The sequence below is a fragment of the Bifidobacterium cebidarum genome, from assembly GCF_009193305.1.
Taxonomy (GTDB): domain Bacteria; phylum Actinomycetota; class Actinomycetes; order Actinomycetales; family Bifidobacteriaceae; genus Bifidobacterium; species Bifidobacterium cebidarum.
This window is the reverse complement of sequence record NZ_WBVS01000003.1, coordinates 183852-200276: the sequence shown is the minus strand read 5'-3', so window position 1 is coordinate 200276 and position 16425 is coordinate 183852. Positions and strand designations below refer to the sequence as shown.

General features: G+C 58.9%; 14 protein-coding genes. 8 read left to right on the top strand and 6 right to left on the bottom strand.

Annotated elements, in window-relative coordinates; all coding sequences use genetic code 11:
- The first annotated feature begins 1 nt into the window (after position 1).
- Positions 2–823 (top strand): HAD-IIB family hydrolase, encoded by an 822-nt coding sequence (locus F7D08_RS04505; RefSeq protein WP_152209489.1) that lies wholly within the window; start codon positions 2–4, stop codon positions 821–823.
- 221 nt (positions 824–1044) lie between these two features.
- On the top strand, positions 1045–1599 hold the full coding sequence (locus F7D08_RS04500) for a ComF family protein (RefSeq protein WP_319624259.1): 555 nt from the start codon (positions 1045–1047) through the stop codon (positions 1597–1599).
- On the opposite strand, the gene F7D08_RS04495 is transcribed toward F7D08_RS04500, so the two are convergent.
- From F7D08_RS04495 to glgB, 3 genes are read right to left on the bottom strand one after another with little or no spacing between them, the layout of a single operon-like run.
- The gene (locus F7D08_RS04495; protein WP_152209488.1) at positions 1588–2652 is read right to left on the bottom strand and encodes a sensor histidine kinase; all 1065 of its coding nucleotides are present in this window, start codon (positions 2650–2652) and stop codon (positions 1588–1590) included. The genes F7D08_RS04500 and F7D08_RS04495 overlap by 12 nt on opposite strands.
- A complete protein-coding gene (locus F7D08_RS04490; RefSeq protein WP_152209487.1) occupies positions 2652–3374 on the bottom strand; it encodes a response regulator transcription factor in 723 nt (240 codons plus the stop codon). Before F7D08_RS04490 ends, F7D08_RS04495 begins: the two co-directional genes overlap by 1 nt.
- A 30-nt stretch (positions 3375–3404) precedes the next feature.
- Positions 3405–5657, bottom strand: a complete 2253-nt coding sequence (gene glgB / locus F7D08_RS04485) for a 1,4-alpha-glucan branching protein GlgB (RefSeq protein WP_152209486.1) — start codon at positions 5655–5657, stop codon at positions 3405–3407.
- 177 nt (positions 5658–5834) lie between these two features.
- Here glgB and F7D08_RS04480 point away from each other — a divergent pair, with 177 nt between their 5' ends.
- Together F7D08_RS04480 and ispF are read left to right on the top strand one after the other, a co-directional pair.
- Positions 5835–6428, top strand: coding sequence for a CarD family transcriptional regulator (locus F7D08_RS04480; RefSeq protein ID WP_100494228.1), 594 nt, complete (start codon positions 5835–5837; stop codon positions 6426–6428).
- A 132-nt stretch (positions 6429–6560) separates the two neighbouring features.
- Positions 6561–7073, top strand: a complete 513-nt coding sequence (gene ispF, locus F7D08_RS04475; RefSeq protein WP_152209577.1) for a 2-C-methyl-D-erythritol 2,4-cyclodiphosphate synthase — start codon at positions 6561–6563, stop codon at positions 7071–7073.
- A 321-nt stretch (positions 7074–7394) separates the two neighbouring features.
- On the opposite strand, the gene F7D08_RS04470 is transcribed toward ispF, so the two are convergent.
- The 3 genes from F7D08_RS04470 to F7D08_RS04460 all read right to left on the bottom strand — a co-directional run bounded on the left by F7D08_RS04470 (position 7395) and on the right by F7D08_RS04460 (position 10521).
- Positions 7395–8231 carry a metal ABC transporter permease gene (locus tag F7D08_RS04470; RefSeq protein WP_152209485.1) on the bottom strand — a complete coding sequence of 279 codons (837 nt, stop codon included), beginning with the start codon at positions 8229–8231 and terminating at the stop codon, positions 7395–7397.
- 28 nt (positions 8232–8259) lie between these two features.
- Positions 8260–9123 (bottom strand): ABC transporter ATP-binding protein, encoded by an 864-nt coding sequence (locus F7D08_RS04465; protein ID WP_152209484.1) that lies wholly within the window; start codon positions 9121–9123, stop codon positions 8260–8262.
- Positions 9124–9240: 117 nt separating this feature from the next.
- Positions 9241–10521 (bottom strand): metal ABC transporter solute-binding protein, Zn/Mn family, encoded by a 1281-nt coding sequence (locus F7D08_RS04460; RefSeq protein WP_152209483.1) that lies wholly within the window; start codon positions 10519–10521, stop codon positions 9241–9243.
- 97 nt (positions 10522–10618) lie between these two features.
- Here F7D08_RS04460 and F7D08_RS04455 point away from each other — a divergent pair, with 97 nt between their 5' ends.
- The 4 genes from F7D08_RS04455 to uvrB all read left to right on the top strand — a co-directional run bounded on the left by F7D08_RS04455 (position 10619) and on the right by uvrB (position 16412).
- Positions 10619–11494 carry a bifunctional methylenetetrahydrofolate dehydrogenase/methenyltetrahydrofolate cyclohydrolase gene (locus tag F7D08_RS04455; RefSeq protein ID WP_152209482.1) on the top strand — a complete coding sequence of 292 codons (876 nt, stop codon included), beginning with the start codon at positions 10619–10621 and terminating at the stop codon, positions 11492–11494.
- 294 nt (positions 11495–11788) lie between these two features.
- Complete coding sequence (gene rpsA / locus F7D08_RS04450) at positions 11789–13264, top strand: 30S ribosomal protein S1 (protein WP_033890373.1); 1476 nt, start codon at positions 11789–11791, stop codon at positions 13262–13264.
- Positions 13265–13330: 66 nt separating this feature from the next.
- A complete protein-coding gene (gene coaE, locus F7D08_RS04445; RefSeq protein WP_152209481.1) occupies positions 13331–13984 on the top strand; it encodes a dephospho-CoA kinase in 654 nt (217 codons plus the stop codon).
- A gap of 316 nt (positions 13985–14300) precedes the next feature.
- Positions 14301–16412 (top strand): excinuclease ABC subunit UvrB, encoded by a 2112-nt coding sequence (gene uvrB, locus F7D08_RS04440; RefSeq protein WP_152209480.1) that lies wholly within the window; start codon positions 14301–14303, stop codon positions 16410–16412.
- Positions 16413–16425 lie beyond the last annotated feature (13 nt).

Below are 16425 nucleotides of genomic sequence, written 5' to 3'. Positions count from 1 at the left end.
GATGCGAGTGCAATCGTGGACCGAACTTGATTTGGACGAATTGTGTGCCAAAGCATGCCTGTTCGGTTTTGATCTGGACAATACGCTTGCCAGTTCCAAACAGCCCATGAGCCCGGCGATGACGGAACGATTCAGCGAATTGACCGCACGCATACCGGTGGCGTTGATCTCCGGCGGCAGCATGGCGGTGGTCACGATGCAGGTGCTTGACGTGTTGAACGAGCATGCCGAGAGGGGCAATCTGCACGTCATGCCCACTTCCGGATCCAGATACTACCGTTGGCGGCATGGCCAATGGTCATTGGTCTACGCCCATGATCTGGATCAGGCTGCGGTCGAGGCCATCGAATCCAGTCTGGAGCGGCATGCCAAGGCGCTTGGCCTCTGGGAGAACCAGGTATGGGGCCCCCGTATCGAGAACCGCGGAAGTCAGATCACATTCTCCGCATTGGGCCAGTATGCTCCGGTGGCAGTCAAACAGCAATGGGATCCGGATGATAGCAAGAAGCATGCGCTGGCCGCATTGGTCAGCCAGGATTTCCCGGATCTGAGGGTGCGGACCGGTGGCTATTCCAGCGTGGACGTGAGCAAGCATGGCATTGACAAGTCCTATGCCGTGCGCAAGCTTGCGGGACTATTGGGGCTTTCGGTCGGGCAGATCGCCTTCGTGGGCGATCGCATGACCCCCGGAGGCAATGATTATCCTGCGGTGGAGGCAGGTGCGATGGGAATCAAAGTGACCGATCCCACGGATGCTCTGGGACTTCTGGATGCCCTGCTGCGACGTGTGGCACAGCATCCTGCGCCGTTTGACGGTCAGTGAATATACGGATTTGATTCGGCCGGGGGAGAAGCATGATGATGCCGCGAATGTTGGATGCATTGCAGCTGGCATGCCATGCGTGGCGGGCGGCTCGTGACATAGTGTTTCCCCGAGGCTGTGCCGGTTGCGATGCGCCCGACGCCGTGTTGTGCCAACAGTGCGCCGGGCGTTTTGATCAATGCCGATGCCGTCGGCTTGAATCCATCGACAATGGGTTGGGCATGAAGACCGGCGTATCCGTATGGTCGGCCGCCTCATATCAATCGGTTGCCCGACATGCGATTTTGGCTTGGAAGGACCACGATGATGTGGAACTCGATGCGGTGTTCGGCTCCATCATGAACGCGCTGGCATGTCGTTCGCCTCTGGCGCCCGTATGCGCGGGAAAGACGGTGATGGTCGTGCCTGCGCCCTCGTCGTCATCCTCCATGCGACGGCGAGGGCGCAGGCACGTATTGCCATTGGCCAAGGCAGTGGCGGCGGGTTTGCGTGAGCGGGGCGTCGATGCCGTTGCCGCTCCGATTTTGGTGAGCACGGCTGTGGGAGGCCGTTCGGTGCAGCAGATATCGTTCACCCAGCGGGCGCAGCGCATAGGTGGCCATATCGCCGTCGCCGGAGGCATGACGTTTCAGGGCGACGCCGTGGTACTGGTCGATGACATCATCACCACGGGCTCCACATTGCGCCAATGCGTTCGAGCATGCCGGCAAAGCGGAGCCCGGGTCCTCGGCGCGTTGACGCTTGCGGATGCCGTGGTGGAGGATTCAGTCCTGTGAGATGTGGTATTTGGGCAGGATGATTTCGAAATCGGCGCCGCGATCATCGTCGACGACTTTCACTGTGCCGCCGTGCAGCTGGGCGGCCCAGCGGGCGATGGAAAGACCCAGACCCGTGCCGCCGGATTCGGTTCCGGGGCCGGATTTGCCTTTGACGAACCGGCGGAAGATGGCGGAGCGGTCCGCGGCGGCGATTTGCGAGCCGAAATTGACCACATTGGTCACAATGGTGCCGTTGTTCGTGTCCTCATGGGTCTCGATAAGCACTGTGGTGCCGTCAGGGGAGTGCTTCAGAGCGTTGGCGATGATATTGGTGAACAACTGGCGCAGACGGTCCTGGTCGCCTTCCATGGTGACGTCTTGCGGCACGTGCATCTGAATATCATGAGCGTGCCCGCCATCGGTGATCTCCAGCGGCTCGACGGTTTCGTCCAGGAAGTCGGCCACGTTGAACCGTTCGATGTTGAGGCTTGCGGCGCCGGCCTCCATGCGGCTCAGATCAAGCAGGAATGCGATGAGATCGGATAAGCGCTGCGTCTGGGTGAGGATGCTTTCCAGATTGGCCGGGGTGGGGTCGGTGACGCCGTCCGCCATGTTCTCGACCATGGCCTGCAGCGCCGAAACCGGCGTGCGCAGCTCATGGCTCACATTGGCGATCATGTCGAGACGCATCTTATCCGCGTGCTCGAGTTCTTCGGCCATCTCGTTGAAGGAGCGGGCGAGCTGGCCCACCTCATCATGTCTGGTCGGATCGATGGTCACGCGCACCGTGTAGTCGCCGTCCGCCATGGCCTCCGCCACGTCGCGCATCTGGCGTAGGGGAGCGGTGATGCCGCGCGAAAACACATAGGTGATACCCAGCGCCACCACCAAGGTCAATGGCATGGCGATCCAGCCGGACCAGCCGAATTTCAACAGGAACCAGCACATCACGAATGCAATGGCCGTGGCGCACACAATCAATGCGCTCAGTTCCAGCTTCAGAGACGAGAATAAATCAACCGGCTTGACGCCGAAAACGCCAAGCCGGGATTTTTTTGATTGCTTTGCCATCACTCGGTCGGAGGCTCGAATGCGTAGCCCACGCCATGCACGGTTCGAATCATATCCGCGCCAAGCTTATGGCGCAATGCCTTGACATGGCTGTCCACGGTGCGGGTGCCTGAAGCATCCACCCAATCCCATACCTCCTCGAGGAGCTTCTCTCGAGTGAGCACGGACTTCGGCCTGCGGGCCAGCGTGGCCAGCAAATCGAATTCGGTGGGTGTCAGATGCACCTGCTCGCCATCCAGCGTAACGATACGCTGGGCCGGGTCGATGACCATGGAGCCGAAATCGAGGATCTTCTCGTTCTCGGAGTTCTTGGCAATGACCTTGGCACGTTCCACACGGCGGAGCAGCGCCTTGCAACGGGCGATGAGCTCACGCATAGAGAACGGCTTGGTCATATAGTCATCCGCGCCGGCGCCGAGACCGATGACCTTATCGGTCTCATCGTCTCGGGCGGTGAGAATCAGCACTGGCACAGGGCGCTCGGCCACAATGCGCTTGGTGGCCTCAAGCCCATCCATCACGGGCAGCATGATATCCATGATGACCAGATCCGGCTTGAGCTGTGAGGCCGCCTGCACGGCCGACGCACCGTCGCCGGCCACACGGGCACTCCAACCTTCGGCGGTGATACGTTGGGCGATGGCGGTGGCGAGCGTCGGTTCGTCCTCCACCACCAGCACCGTGCGTACGGCCGTGTTTTGACGTGCTGGGGTATTGAGCATAAACAATTACCTTTCAGCCAGTTGACTTGTTCAGTCCTCTGGCTTCAAGAATACAACTCCAAGGGCCGGAACGGTGATCTTTGCCGAGAACGGACGGGAATGGTATTCGCCTTCCTCCGCCTCGAACGTGCCGTTATGGATGTCGGAGCCACCGTACTTGGCGTCATCGGTGGTGAACACCTCGGTCCACTTGCCGCCGGTGGGCAGCGCCACCTGGTAGTCGGACCAAGCCTCACCGGAGAAGTTGACCACCACGGCCAAGGTTTCGCCCTTGGCGCCGATCCTGAGGAAGCTCAGCGTATTGTGGTCGGCATCATCGCTGGTGAGCCATTGGAATCCGGCCGGGTCGAAGTCCTGGCTCCACAGGGCCGGATTGGCCTTGTAGAAGGCGTTGAGGTCGCCGACGAACTTCTGAATCTGGCGGTGCTCCTCCCAATTCAGGCAATCCCAGTCGATGGACGCATCGTGATCCCATTCGCCCCACTGGGCCAGCTCATTGCCCATGAAGGAGAGCTTCTTGCCCGGGTGGGCCCACTGATAGGCGAACAGGGAGCGTACGCCCGCCATCTTCTGCCAGCCGTCGCCCGGCATCTTGCCGTAGACGGAACCCTTGCCGTACACCACCTCATCGTGGCTGATGGGCAGCACGTAGTGCTCGGAGTAGGCGTAGACCATGGAGAAGGTGATCTCGTTGTGGTGCCACTTGCGGTTGATGGGCTCCTCGTGCAGGTATTCGAGGGTGTCGTGCATCCAGCCCATGTTCCATTTGAGGCCGAAGCCGATGCCGCCGGCGGAGGTCGGAGCGGTGATACCCGGCCATGCGGTGGATTCCTCGGCGATCATCATGATGCCCGGGTTGTTCTTGTATGCGGTCGCCGTGGCCTCCTTGAGGAAGTCGATGGCTTCCAGGTTCTCGCGGCCGCCGTAGATGTTCGGCCTCCACTGGCCGGGTTCGCGGCTGTAGTCGAGGTAGAGCATCGAGCTGACGGCATCCACGCGTAGGGCGTCGATGTGCAGGTCCTCAAGCCAGAACAGGGCGTTGGCCACGAGGAAGTTGCGCACTTCGCGGCGGCCGAAGTTGAACACGTAGGTGCCCCAGTCCGGGTGCTCGCCGCGCAGCGGATCAGGATCCTCGTATAGCGGGGTGCCGTCGAAGCGGCCCAAGGCGAAGGCGTCCTTCGGGAAGTGGGCGGGCACCCAATCCATGATCACGCCGATGCCGGCCTGGTGGAACTGGTCGACAAGGTAGCGGAAATCATCGGGGGAGCCAAGACGGGAATCGACCGCATAGTAGCCGGTGACCTGATAGCCCCAGGAACCGGAGAACGGGTGCTGGGCAAGCGGCATGAACTCCACATGGGTGTAGCCCTCCTGCTTGACGTACTCCACGAGCTGCTTGGCCAGATCACGGTAGGTGAGCCCCTGCTTCCAGCTGCCGGCATGCACCTCGTAGATGGATACCGGTCCGTTGGCCGGATTGGTGGTGCGGCGGCGCTGCATCCAAGCGTCATCCTGCCACTCGTAATGGGAGTCGGTCACGATGGACGCCGTGTTCGGCGGCACCTCGTGCTGGCGCTCCATCGGGTCGGCCTTCATCTCCCACTGATAGTTGGCGTTGAGGATATGGAACTTGTAATGCTCTCCGGCTTTGACGCCGGGGATGAAGATCTCCCACACGCCGGAGGAGCCGAGCTCGCGCATGGCGTGGCGGCGGCCATCCCAGCCGTTGAAGTCGCCGACGACGCGCACGGCGTGGGCGTTCGGGGCCCAGACGGAGAATGCGGTGCCGACCAGCTGCTCGCCCGCGGTGCCGTTGGCACTGCCCATCGGATCGTCGTAACGCAGCACATGGGCGCCCAAGGCCTCCCAGAGCTTCTCATGGCGTCCTTCGCCGAACAGGTAGGTGTCCATCTCGCCAAGGGTGGGCAGGTAACGGTACGGATCGTCTTCGACGATGACTTCACCGCTTTCCCACTCGGTGCGCACGCGGTAATCGGGCACCGCGGGCTGCTTGGCGTCACCTGCGGCGGGCACGGTGGTCACGAACACGCCGTTGTGCTCATGGTGCATCGGGTATTCGCCGTGCTGAGTGACGACGGTTACGGCTTTGGCGAGAGGGCGCAGGACACGAATGGTCACGGTGTCGGCATGCTTGCCGATGCCAAGATGGCCGCCGAGAACCTCGTGGGGGTTGTAGAATTCGGCGTTGCTCACAGCGTCGAGATCGCCCTGGGCAACAGGCACGGTGATGGTATCTTCTTTGATCTTCTTTTCAGTATCCATGCCCAAAAGTCTACGTGTGTGGAAGTTGAAAACGCCGTATTAACGCAGTAAATATATCGAATTTCTGTGCATTTGAGCGTGTTGCGGAGAATGTGAGCGTTCTCATTTTTCCCGTCCATGCCGGGTGGCATAATTATTCGAGTTTTTGTGTGTGAGCCGTCAGTTCTCGGAGGGTACATGTCTTATCAAGTCGGCGATATGGTCGTCTATCCACGTCATGGTGCAGCAAAGGTGGAGGCCATCACCGAGCGGACGGTCAAGGGCGTGACGCGTGAGTATCTTCAGCTGTCCGTATTGTCTTCGGATGGCTTGGTCATCAATGTCCCGGTGGACAACGCCAAGAAAGTCGGTGTGCGCGACATCGTCTCCGCCTCTGAAGTGGCCAAGGTCTTCGAGATTCTTCGTACGCCGATTATCGAAAAAGAGATGAATTGGTCTCGTCGCTACAAGCTTAACGTGGAGAAGATCGCCACCGGTGATGTCAACAAGATCGCGGAAGTGGTCCGCGACCTTGCCCAGCGCGATGTGGATGAGCACGGTTTGTCCGCCGGCGAGAAGCGCATGCTGACCAAGGCGCGCGCCATCCTCACGTCTGAGATCGCGCTGAGCGAGAAGATCGACGAGCCTGAGGCGCAGCGTCTGCTCGACGTGAACCTCGGTTATGAGCCCGCCCAGCCGGGTGATGAGAAGCACCACACTGAAGAGCCGGAGGAGGCCGCGGCCGATACGCTCGCCCGTGTGGCTGCCGAAAAGAAGTCCAAGAAGAAGTGATCATGGATCCCGGATCATCGTCAGTGATGAGCCGGGATTTTTTCGTGTCGCTTGGTATCGCCGCCGCGGCATAGGCGTCTTAATCCGACGGCATGCGAATGACATTTGGAGGATTCGGTGACCGACAGCAGCATGATGATTGGCCAAGGCTTCGACGCGCATCGTTTCGCTCCGGCTGGAACCGGACGCCCGTTATGGGTCGCCGGCCTCCACTGGCCCGTTCCCGAAGGCGCCGATGATGCGCAGGCCGCTCGATACGAGGGCATCGAAGGGGATTCCGACGGCGACGTGGCCGCGCATGCCCTTATCGACGCGTTGCTTTCCGCCGCAGGGCTCGGAGATATCGGCTTGTTGTTCGGCGTGGGCGCCGAAGCGCATGGTGCCGGTATGCATGGTGTTGATATGCTCCGCGAAACGGCGGCCTATCTTGCTGCTCAGGGCTTCACGCCTACTTCGGCCTCGGTGGTGATCGTCGGCAATCGTCCGAAGATCGGCGCACGCCGGGATGAAGCCGAAGCTGTACTTTCCGAAGCGGTTGGTTGCCGTGTCTCTGTAACCGCCACCACTACGGATCATATGGGTTTCACCGGCCGGGGCGAGGGCATCGCCGCCATCGCCAACGCCCTCGTTGCGCGTGAGGATTGATTTCCATACGTCTGCATTCCGTCCGGTTTCGTCGTCATCGATCAGACACATACGTCATTGCTGAACGTGAACAAGTTAATGCAAGAAATTCCGGAAAATGGCCCATACCTCCCGAAATCTTTGCGCTGACGGTGTCTCACTGCAAGAAATTCGGGAAGTGACGCCATACCTCCCGAATATCTTGCAGTGAGACACCGTCAGCGCAAGAAATTCCGGAGATATAGGTTATCTTCCTGAAATCCTTGCGCTACGGGAGCGCTACTGGAATCGCCGTGCCGCGATGACGCACGGTTGGAATAGCGCATGCGGTGAATGCGGCGACTAGCGCGTTTGCAACGCGGCCACACCCTTGGCGATGGCCCAGAACAGTGTGGAAAGCGTCACGATAATGAAGCTCGGGGGAGCGGGGAACATGGCGGAAAGCACGAGACCGGCCCAGATGGAGACCAGGCACAGCACGCTGGCGATCACCATGGCCTTCAATGGCGAGCCGGCCAGGATATTGGCGGTTGCCGCAGGCGTGATCACCAATGCGAAAATCAACAACGTGCCGACTGCGGGTACCGCAATGGTGATGACCCCGGCCATAATCGCCATGAACGCCACATTCATCAGTCCGATCGGCACGCCTTTGGCCTGTGCCACCTGCTCGTCCAGGGAACTGAACAGTAACGGCCTATAGATAATGGACAGCAGCACCAGCAATAGTGCATCGAAGATCGCGAAACCGATGATCTGCCCGGTGGTGATGGTCAGAATCGAGCCGAACAAAATGGATTGCATCTGCTGGGAGGCGGAGCTGGAGAGTCGCGCGAAGAACAGGCCCAGGCCGGTGGCGAACGCCAGAACGGTACCGGTGGCTATTTCGCGTTCGGAGATTCGCTTGCCGAGCGCACCGATGATCAGTGCGCCACCGAGGGCGAAGGTGCCCATGCCCAGCGATACCGGCAAGCCGAGCAGCACTGCGCCGGTGGCGCCGGGCAGACCGATGTGGGCCAAGGCGTGTGCGGCGAATGTGGAGTGCCTGGCGATGGTGAAGTAGCCCATGACACCGGCGGCCAAGGCGATGCATAGTCCGGCCACGAAGGCATTCGTCATGAACGGTGCGGTGAGCGTACTCATCCATTCAGGGTCGAAGGAGAAGTCGATAGAAGTCATTGTTGTATCCCAGCCATTGCCTTGGGCATCAATTCATGTGATTGATGTTGTGATTATGATGATGCATCTGTGCCACCTCAGTGGCGGAGTGCATGTCCTGCTCCTGATTCTGAGGCTCATCCGGCGTCGGAGTCACGAACATGTCGCCTTGAGGGGTGGTGACCACTTGGACCTGAGTGCCGTAGAGGTGCGTCAGCAGATCGGAATCCAGCACTTTGCCCATATCGGCGTAATGCGGATGGCCGTCCAGCAGATACACCGCACCTGTAAGTATCGGCAGCAGCATGTTAAGGTCATGGGCCACCACTTGAATGGTCATGCCCAGCTCCTGATTGAGGCGGGCAAGCACATGCACGGTGGATCGCTGGCTGGCAAGATCGAGGTTGGCCAACGGCTCATCGAGCATGAGCAGCTTGGGGTCGCAGACCAGGGCCTGGGCGATGGCCACGCGTTGGCGCAGGCCGCCGGAAAGTTCGGAAAGCCGGTATTTCGCTTTGTCGGCGATGCCGGTGAACTCCATGGCTTCGTGAGCTTTGGCCCGCTGGGCTTTGGTGATTGGGTGAATGCCGAAGCGTGTTCCGGTGAGTCCCAGCAACACGGATTGCTCGGCGGTGAGATTGGAATCCACATTCGCCACATAGCTTTGCGGCACATAGCCGATGCGTTGGTTCGACTGGCCCGCCGGTTCGCCCAGCACGTGCACAGTGCCATGTGCCAGCGGCAGCAACCCGAGTTCCGCCTTCATCATCGTGGTCTTGCCGGCGCCGTTGGTTCCTACGATGGCCGTGACCGATCCATAGGGGATGGTGAAGGTGCCGTGCTGCCAAATAATATGGTCGCCACGTTTGATGGCCGCATCATTAAACACAATGCACTCGGAATCGCTGTTCATGACTCCGATTGTGGCAAATGATGCTGACAATCGTTCTCAATAGCGAATATGATCGCTGATGATCACGATTGCAGCTCGCGACGGCGGCGCTCTATGGGCTATAGGCGTTGCATTAACTTACTTACCAGGATCGGTCTGACCCGCATTGGATGGGGCGGAATCGTCATTGGCGCTGGTGGAGTCATCGGATGACGTCTGACCGTTGGCATCGGTCGAAGTGCCCTTCGACGAGGCTTTGCATGCGCGAATGAAATTGGGAGCCTCGTCTTCGGTGGCGGAGCCTTGCGTCGTCGAAGCATCATCGGACCGGCTTGATTGATCATCGTCGTCTGTGCCGCTGGAGGCAGTGTCGTCGGCGCTGTCTTCGGCGTCGGCGGATGTGTTGCCGTCGTTCGAGGAGCCGTCGGTGTTGCTGTCGTCATCGGCGCTGCTGCTGTCGGCATCGTCTGAATCGCAACCATAGGTGGGGTCGACGGCGTCGATGATCGTGTTGATCAGTTGGTTAATCCACGCATTGAGCGAAGTGGCGTCTTTCGGCATCTGCTCGGACACATCCACTACGGGAACATCGGAACGGCCTGCGGTGCCCGTGATCATATTCGTGGCGTCGCTGGATTCCTGCGTGTTATTGATCAGCACGTCTACATTGCGGTCTTCGATGATTTTCTGGAATGATTGCAGGTCGGCGGGAGCCGCTTCTCCGCCGGAGGCAATGGATTGCGAATACCCTTTGGGTGTGGAGTCGTCGAAGCCGAGGTCCGCCATCAGGTAATAGACAACCGGTTCCGTGGCGGCATAGGTGAGTTTGCTGTGCTTCTTGGTGAAATCGTTGGTCCACTTCTCCAAGGATTTCTCGCCCTGCTGCCAGGTTTTGAGACGCTGTTGGAAATTCTTCTTCTTGCTGGGCAGCGCCTTGATATATGCCTCGGTGATCGCCTCCGCCATGCCGGAGCGGGCGTCTTTGGAGAACCACAGATGCGGATTGTCCCCCTCCATGGCGCCGACTACGGAAGCGGCGGACACCAGATTCGAGGTTTTGCTCAGAGACTTGGTGGCCCAGGAATCATAACCGGCGCCATTGGCCACCACGATTTGGGCCTTGGCGAGTTTGGCGACATCCGAGGTCTTCGGCTCGAAGTCATGTGCATCCACATTGGTGGAATTCACAATGGACGTGACTTTCACATCGTCGCCGCCCAGTTCGGCGGCCAACGACCCCCATTGATTCAACGAGGAGACGACGGTGATCGGGCCAGTCGGCTGCTGGGCGGTGTTGTCGGTTTCGGCTGAAGGTTGCTCCGAAGACGTCTGAGACCCGCATGCGGCCGTTGCGAGCAGCATCATCGCACTGATCGAGGCGGCGGCGAATCGCGTGAATCGTGCAAATCGAGTCCCCATGGCAAGCCTTCTTCATCGTGAGATACAAACCTGACTTATTTCAACGATAGTCTACAGTTTCGATACTGTTCACCGAAACATGCAAGGAAGGGCTTCGATGGCTACAAGAATCGACGGCAAGAAGGTCGCTGCTGACATCAAGGCTGATCTCGCTGAGCGCGTTGAGCGTCTCAAAGCGCAAGGCGTGGTGCCGGGCCTCGGCACGCTGCTGGTGGGGGAGGACCCTGGATCAGTGAAATATGTGGCCGGCAAACATGCCGACTGCAAGGAGATTGGCGTCAATTCGGTGAAGAGGGAATTGCCGGCCGATGCCTCGTTCGAGGATATCGCGAATGCGGTGAAGGAGCTCAATGAAGATCCGGCCTGCAATGGTTTCATCGTCCAGCTGCCGCTGCCCAAAGGCATCGACCAGAACGCGATCATCGACCTCATCGACCCGGCCAAGGACGCCGACGGCATGCATCCGTACAATCTCGGCGAACTGGTGCTTCACGTGCGAGGGGACATCTCCACGCCGCTGCCCTGCACGCCACGCGGCGTCATCGAACTGCTCAAGGCCTATGACATCGATTTGAACGGCAAGGAGGTCTGCGTCCTGGGCCGTGGCATCACCATCGGCCGTACCATCGGACTGATGCTGACCCGCAACGCCGTCAACGCCACCGTGACCCTGTGCCACACCGGCACCAAGGATGTGGTGGACCATATGCGTCGTGCTGATGTGATCGTCGCCGCCATGGGCTCGGCCGGATTCGTCACCCCGGACAAGATCAAGGAGGGCGCGGTGCTGGTTGACGTGGGCGTCAGCCGCGTCTTCGATGAGGAAGCTGGACGCTACCGCATCAAGGGCGACGTGGACAAGGCCTGCTATGACAAGGCTTCCGCCTATACGCCGAATCCTGGTGGTGTAGGCCCGATGACCCGCGCCATGCTGCTCGCCAACGTAGTGGAGATGGCCGAGCGTTCCTTGTGATGCGGAGCTGGTGGGCGAGGATGTGCATGACTCGACTATAAGCAGCGCAGGTGCGTGCTAAGCTTTGCGAGCACGCACCGGAGCGAGGCCAAACGGCCTTGAGTGTGTCGAGACATGCACATCCTCGCCCATCAGCGGCCTCTTGCAAAAGAGAATGCGCGACACACCTTGGTATTGCAGTGGTTTCTTGGCTATAGCTCTATGTATTCTGAATGCTTGTATGTCTGAAAAGGCGTACAGGCATAACTGAATATCGAGTAATTATCCATCCACTATTAGAAACCATATATTTACATGGCAGAGAACAACACTGAAGTCACCAAGGTCGCCATCAACGATATCGGCACCGAAGAGGACTTCATCAAGGCAGTCGATTCCACCATCAAGAACTTCGACGATGGTGATCTGGTTGAGGGCACCGTCGTCAAGATCGATCACGACGAAGTTCTCCTGGACATCGGCTACAAGACCGAAGGTGTGATTCCTTCCCGCGAACTTTCCATCAAGAAGGACGTTGATCCTGACGAGGTTGTCGAGGTCGGCGACCAGATTGAAGCCCTTGTCGTCACCAAGGAAGACAAGGAAGGCCGACTGATTCTCTCCAAGAAGCGTGCTCAGTACGAGCGCGCCTGGGGCGACATCGAGAAGATCAAGGAAGCTGACGGCGTTGTTGAGGGCACCGTCATCGAAGCCGTCAAGGGCGGCCTCATCGTCGACATCGGTCTGCGTGGCTTCCTGCCGGCTTCCCTCGTCGAAATGCGTCGTGTCCGCGATCTCTCCCCGTACATCGGCCAGAAGATCAAGGCCAAGATCCTCGAGCTCGACAAGAACCGCAACAACGTGGTCCTCTCCCGTCGCCAGTACCTCGAGGAGACCCAGTCCGAGGTCCGTGAGACCTTCCTCTCCCAGCTCAAGAAGGGCCAGATCCGTGAGGGCGTTGTGTCCTCCATCGTCAACTTCGGCGCCTTCGTTGACCTGGGTGGCGTTGACGGCCTGATCCACGTTTCCGAGCTGTCTTGGAAGCACATCGATCACCCGTCCGAGGTCGTCAAGGTCGGCGACAAGGTCACCGTTGAGGTGCTCGACGTCGATCTCGATCGCGAACGCATCTCCCTGTCCCTCAAGGCCACCCAGGAAGATCCATGGCAGCGCTTCGCTCGCACCCACGTTCCTGGCCAGATCGTCAAGGGCAAGGTCACCAAGATCGTTCAGTTCGGTGTCTTCATCTCCGTCGAAGACGGCATCGAGGGCCTGGTGCACATCTCCGAGCTCGCCAACCGTCACGTCGAGAACCCGGAGACCGTGGTCAAGCCGGGCGAGACCGTGTTCGTCAAGGTGATCGACGTCGATCTCGATCGTCGCCGCATCTCCCTGTCCCTCAAGCAGGCCAACGACTCCGTCGACCCGGCTTCCGAGGACTTCGATCCGGCTATCTACGGCATGCCGGCCGAGTACGACGAGCAGGGCAACTACAAGTACCCTGAAGGCTTCGACCCGAACACCAACGAGTGGATCGCTGGCTACGAGAAGCAGCGTGAGGAATGGGAATCCCAGTACGCTGCCGCTCACGAACTGTGGGAAGAGCACAAGGAGTTCGTCGCCAAGGAACTGGCCAACGCAGCCGAGTCCGCTGCCGCCGACGGCCAGGGCCAGAAGGAAGAGAAGCCGGTCGAGGAGACCTCCAACTACTCTTCCGCCGCTCCGGCAACCGGCACCCTCGCCGACTCCGACCAGCTCGCCGCTCTGCGCGACCAGCTGCTCGGCAAGTGAGTTGCTGCTGACGCTTAGTGCGTAATGAAAACCCGGTCCATATGGGCCGGGTTTTCTCGTATTAGCATGGCCATTATGAGAATTGGACTGACAGGTGGCATAGCCGCAGGCAAGAGTACGGTTGCCGCGCGTTTCGCCGAACTCGGAGCAATAGTCATTGATTATGATGCATTGGCGCATCGGATTGTCGAGCCTGGGGGAGAGGCCATTGCCCAAATCGCACAGGCCTTCGGGCCTGATGCTTTGCTGCCGGACGGTGCTTTGAACCGCTCCTGGATGGCCGACCATGTTTTTGGAGCCCATGCGGAGCCAGGGGCGAGGGAACGGTTGGATGCCATCGAGCACCCGCTTGTCTATCAACTTGCCGCTCGGCAAGAGCGCTCGTGCAGCACGTCGGATATCATCGTTCATGACGTGCCGTTGCTGGCCGAAGTCATCGGCAGCATTCCCTTGAGCTTCGACCACATTATTACCGTGGAGGCGCCGGTCTGCATGCGGATCGAGCGCATGATTGAGGAACGCGGCATGAGCCTTGAACAGGCCGAAGGTCGTATCCGGCACCAATCCAGTGAAGCCGAGCGCCGGGCGATTGCGAATATCGTCATTGACTCGGCTCAGCCGATGAGCCGCATGATGGCACAAGTGGATGAAATATATCAGCGTCTGTTAGCGCAAATCCATATGCCAACCCATAACCAACCAATAGACAAACCCCTATAAAAAACCCTATAAATTAGGCAGACCCCTGTAAATAGGTAAACACTTGTGAATAGGTAACCCCCCTATGGATGGGCAAACCCTTATGGATGGGCAAACCCCGATGGATGGGCAAACCCTTATAAATAAGGTGAACCTCATAAGGCGAACCTCATAAGACTGTAGGCTTTTGAACAACAACTGTAGGTTTTTCAACACTGACTGTAGGTTTTTGAACAAAATCCGTTCAAAAACCTACAGTCAACGTTCAAAAACCTACAGTCAGTGTTAGAAGTCCTACATTTTGTGTTGAAAAACCTACAGTGCTTATGATGGCCGCATGGGATTCAATATCGAGCGCGCCAATAAGCCTTTCGTCGTCAAATCACCATACAAGCCGGCTGGCGACCAGCCTCAAGCCATCGAAGAGCTGGCTGAACGCATCGAAAACGGTGAGAACGATGTGGTGTTGATGGGCGCCACCGGTACCGGCAAGACCGCCACCACCGCATGGCTGATCGAGCGTTTGCAGCGCCCGACGTTGATCATCGAGCCCAACAAGACGCTTGCCGCGCAATTGTGCGCCGAGTTCCGTGAGCTGATGCCGGATAACGCCGTCAGCTACTTCGTCTCCTACTACGACTACTACCAACCGGAAGCCTACATCCCGCAGACCGACACTTATATTGAAAAGGATTCCAACATCAACGACGATGTGGAGCGTCTGCGTCATCAGGCCACGGCAAACCTGCTGACCCGCCGGGATTGCGTGGTGGTGGCCACGGTCTCCTGCATCTACGGTTTGGGCACGCCGGAGGAGTATGCCGGCCGTATGCTGCTGCTCAAAGTCGGGCAGGAGATCAACAGAGATGACCTATTGCGCCAATTCGTCGCCATGCAATACAAGCGCAACGACATCGCCTTCACCCGTGGCACGTTCCGTGTGCGTGGCGACACCGTGGAAATCATTCCCGTCTATGAGGAGCTGGCGGTTCGCATCGAATTTTTCGGTGATGAAATCGACCGCATCTCCACGTTGCATCCGCTGACTGGCGATGAGATAGCCGAAGAGAACGAAGTGCATATCTTCCCGGCCTCCCATTATGTGGCCGGCCCGGCGCGTATGGAACGTGCGCTCAAAACCATCCGCGAGGAACTTGACGAGCGTCTGGCCGAATTGCATAAGCAAGGCAAGGAGCTGGAAGCGCAGCGACTCAACATGCGTACCACGTACGATTTGGAGATGCTCACCCAGGTGGGTGTGTGCTCCGGAGTCGAGAATTACTCGCGGCACTTCGACGGTCGAGCTCCTGGCACTCCGCCGCATACGCTGCTGGATTTCTTCCCCGATGACTTCCTGCTGGTGATTGATGAGTCGCATGTAACGGTCCCGCAGATTGGCGCAATGTATGAAGGCGATGCCTCCCGCAAGCGCACGTTGGTGGAGCATGGCTTCCGCCTTCCTTCCGCAATGGACAACCGTCCGCTTAAATGGCCGGAATTCCTGGAGCGTGTAGGCCAGACCGTATATCTGTCCGCGACTCCTGGCGACTATGAGCTGGGTCTTTCCGACGGTGTGGTGGAGCAGATCATTCGACCGACCGGTCTGCTTGACCCGAAGATCGATGTGCGCCCGGTGGAAGGTCAGATTGATGATCTGCTTGGCGAGATCAAGGCTCGTGTAGCGAAAAACGAACGCGCTTTGGTCACGACACTCACCAAGAAGATGGCCGAAGACCTGACCGACTATCTGCTGGAACGCGGCATCAAGGTCGAATACCTGCATTCCGATGTGGATACGCTGCGTCGAGTCGAGCTGCTGCGCATGCTGCGCGAAGGCAAGATCGATGTGATCGTCGGCATCAATCTGCTGCGCGAAGGCCTCGATCTGCCCGAGGTCTCGCTGGTCGCCATTCTGGATGCTGACAAGGAAGGCTTCCTGCGTTCGTACCGGTCCCTGATCCAGACCATCGGCCGTGCGGCCCGAAACGTGTCCGGTACGGTGATCATGTATGCCGACGAAACCACGGAGGCCATGCGCAAGGCCATCGATGAAACCGACCGACGTCGCGCCAAGCAGATCGCCTACAACAAGGAGCATGGCATCGACCCGAAACCGCTGATCAAGAAGATCAGTGACGTCAACGACATGCTTGCCAAGGAGGATGTGGATACGCAGACCCTGCTCGAAGGCGGTTACCGTAATGCGGGCAAGGCTGGCAATACGCATCTTGGCGTGCCGACCATGAACCCTGAGGAGGCCGATAAACGCCATGAGGAGATCCTGAAGGCTGGACTGCCCGCGCAGGATCTCGCCGATCTGATTCGCCAGCTCTCCGAACAGATGCACACCGCCGCCGAACAACTCCAGTTCGAGCTCGCCGCACGATTGCGCGACGAAATCCGCGACCTCAAAAAGGAACTCAGGCAAATGACGGAAGCGAATAAGTGAGCTTCCGTAGCAG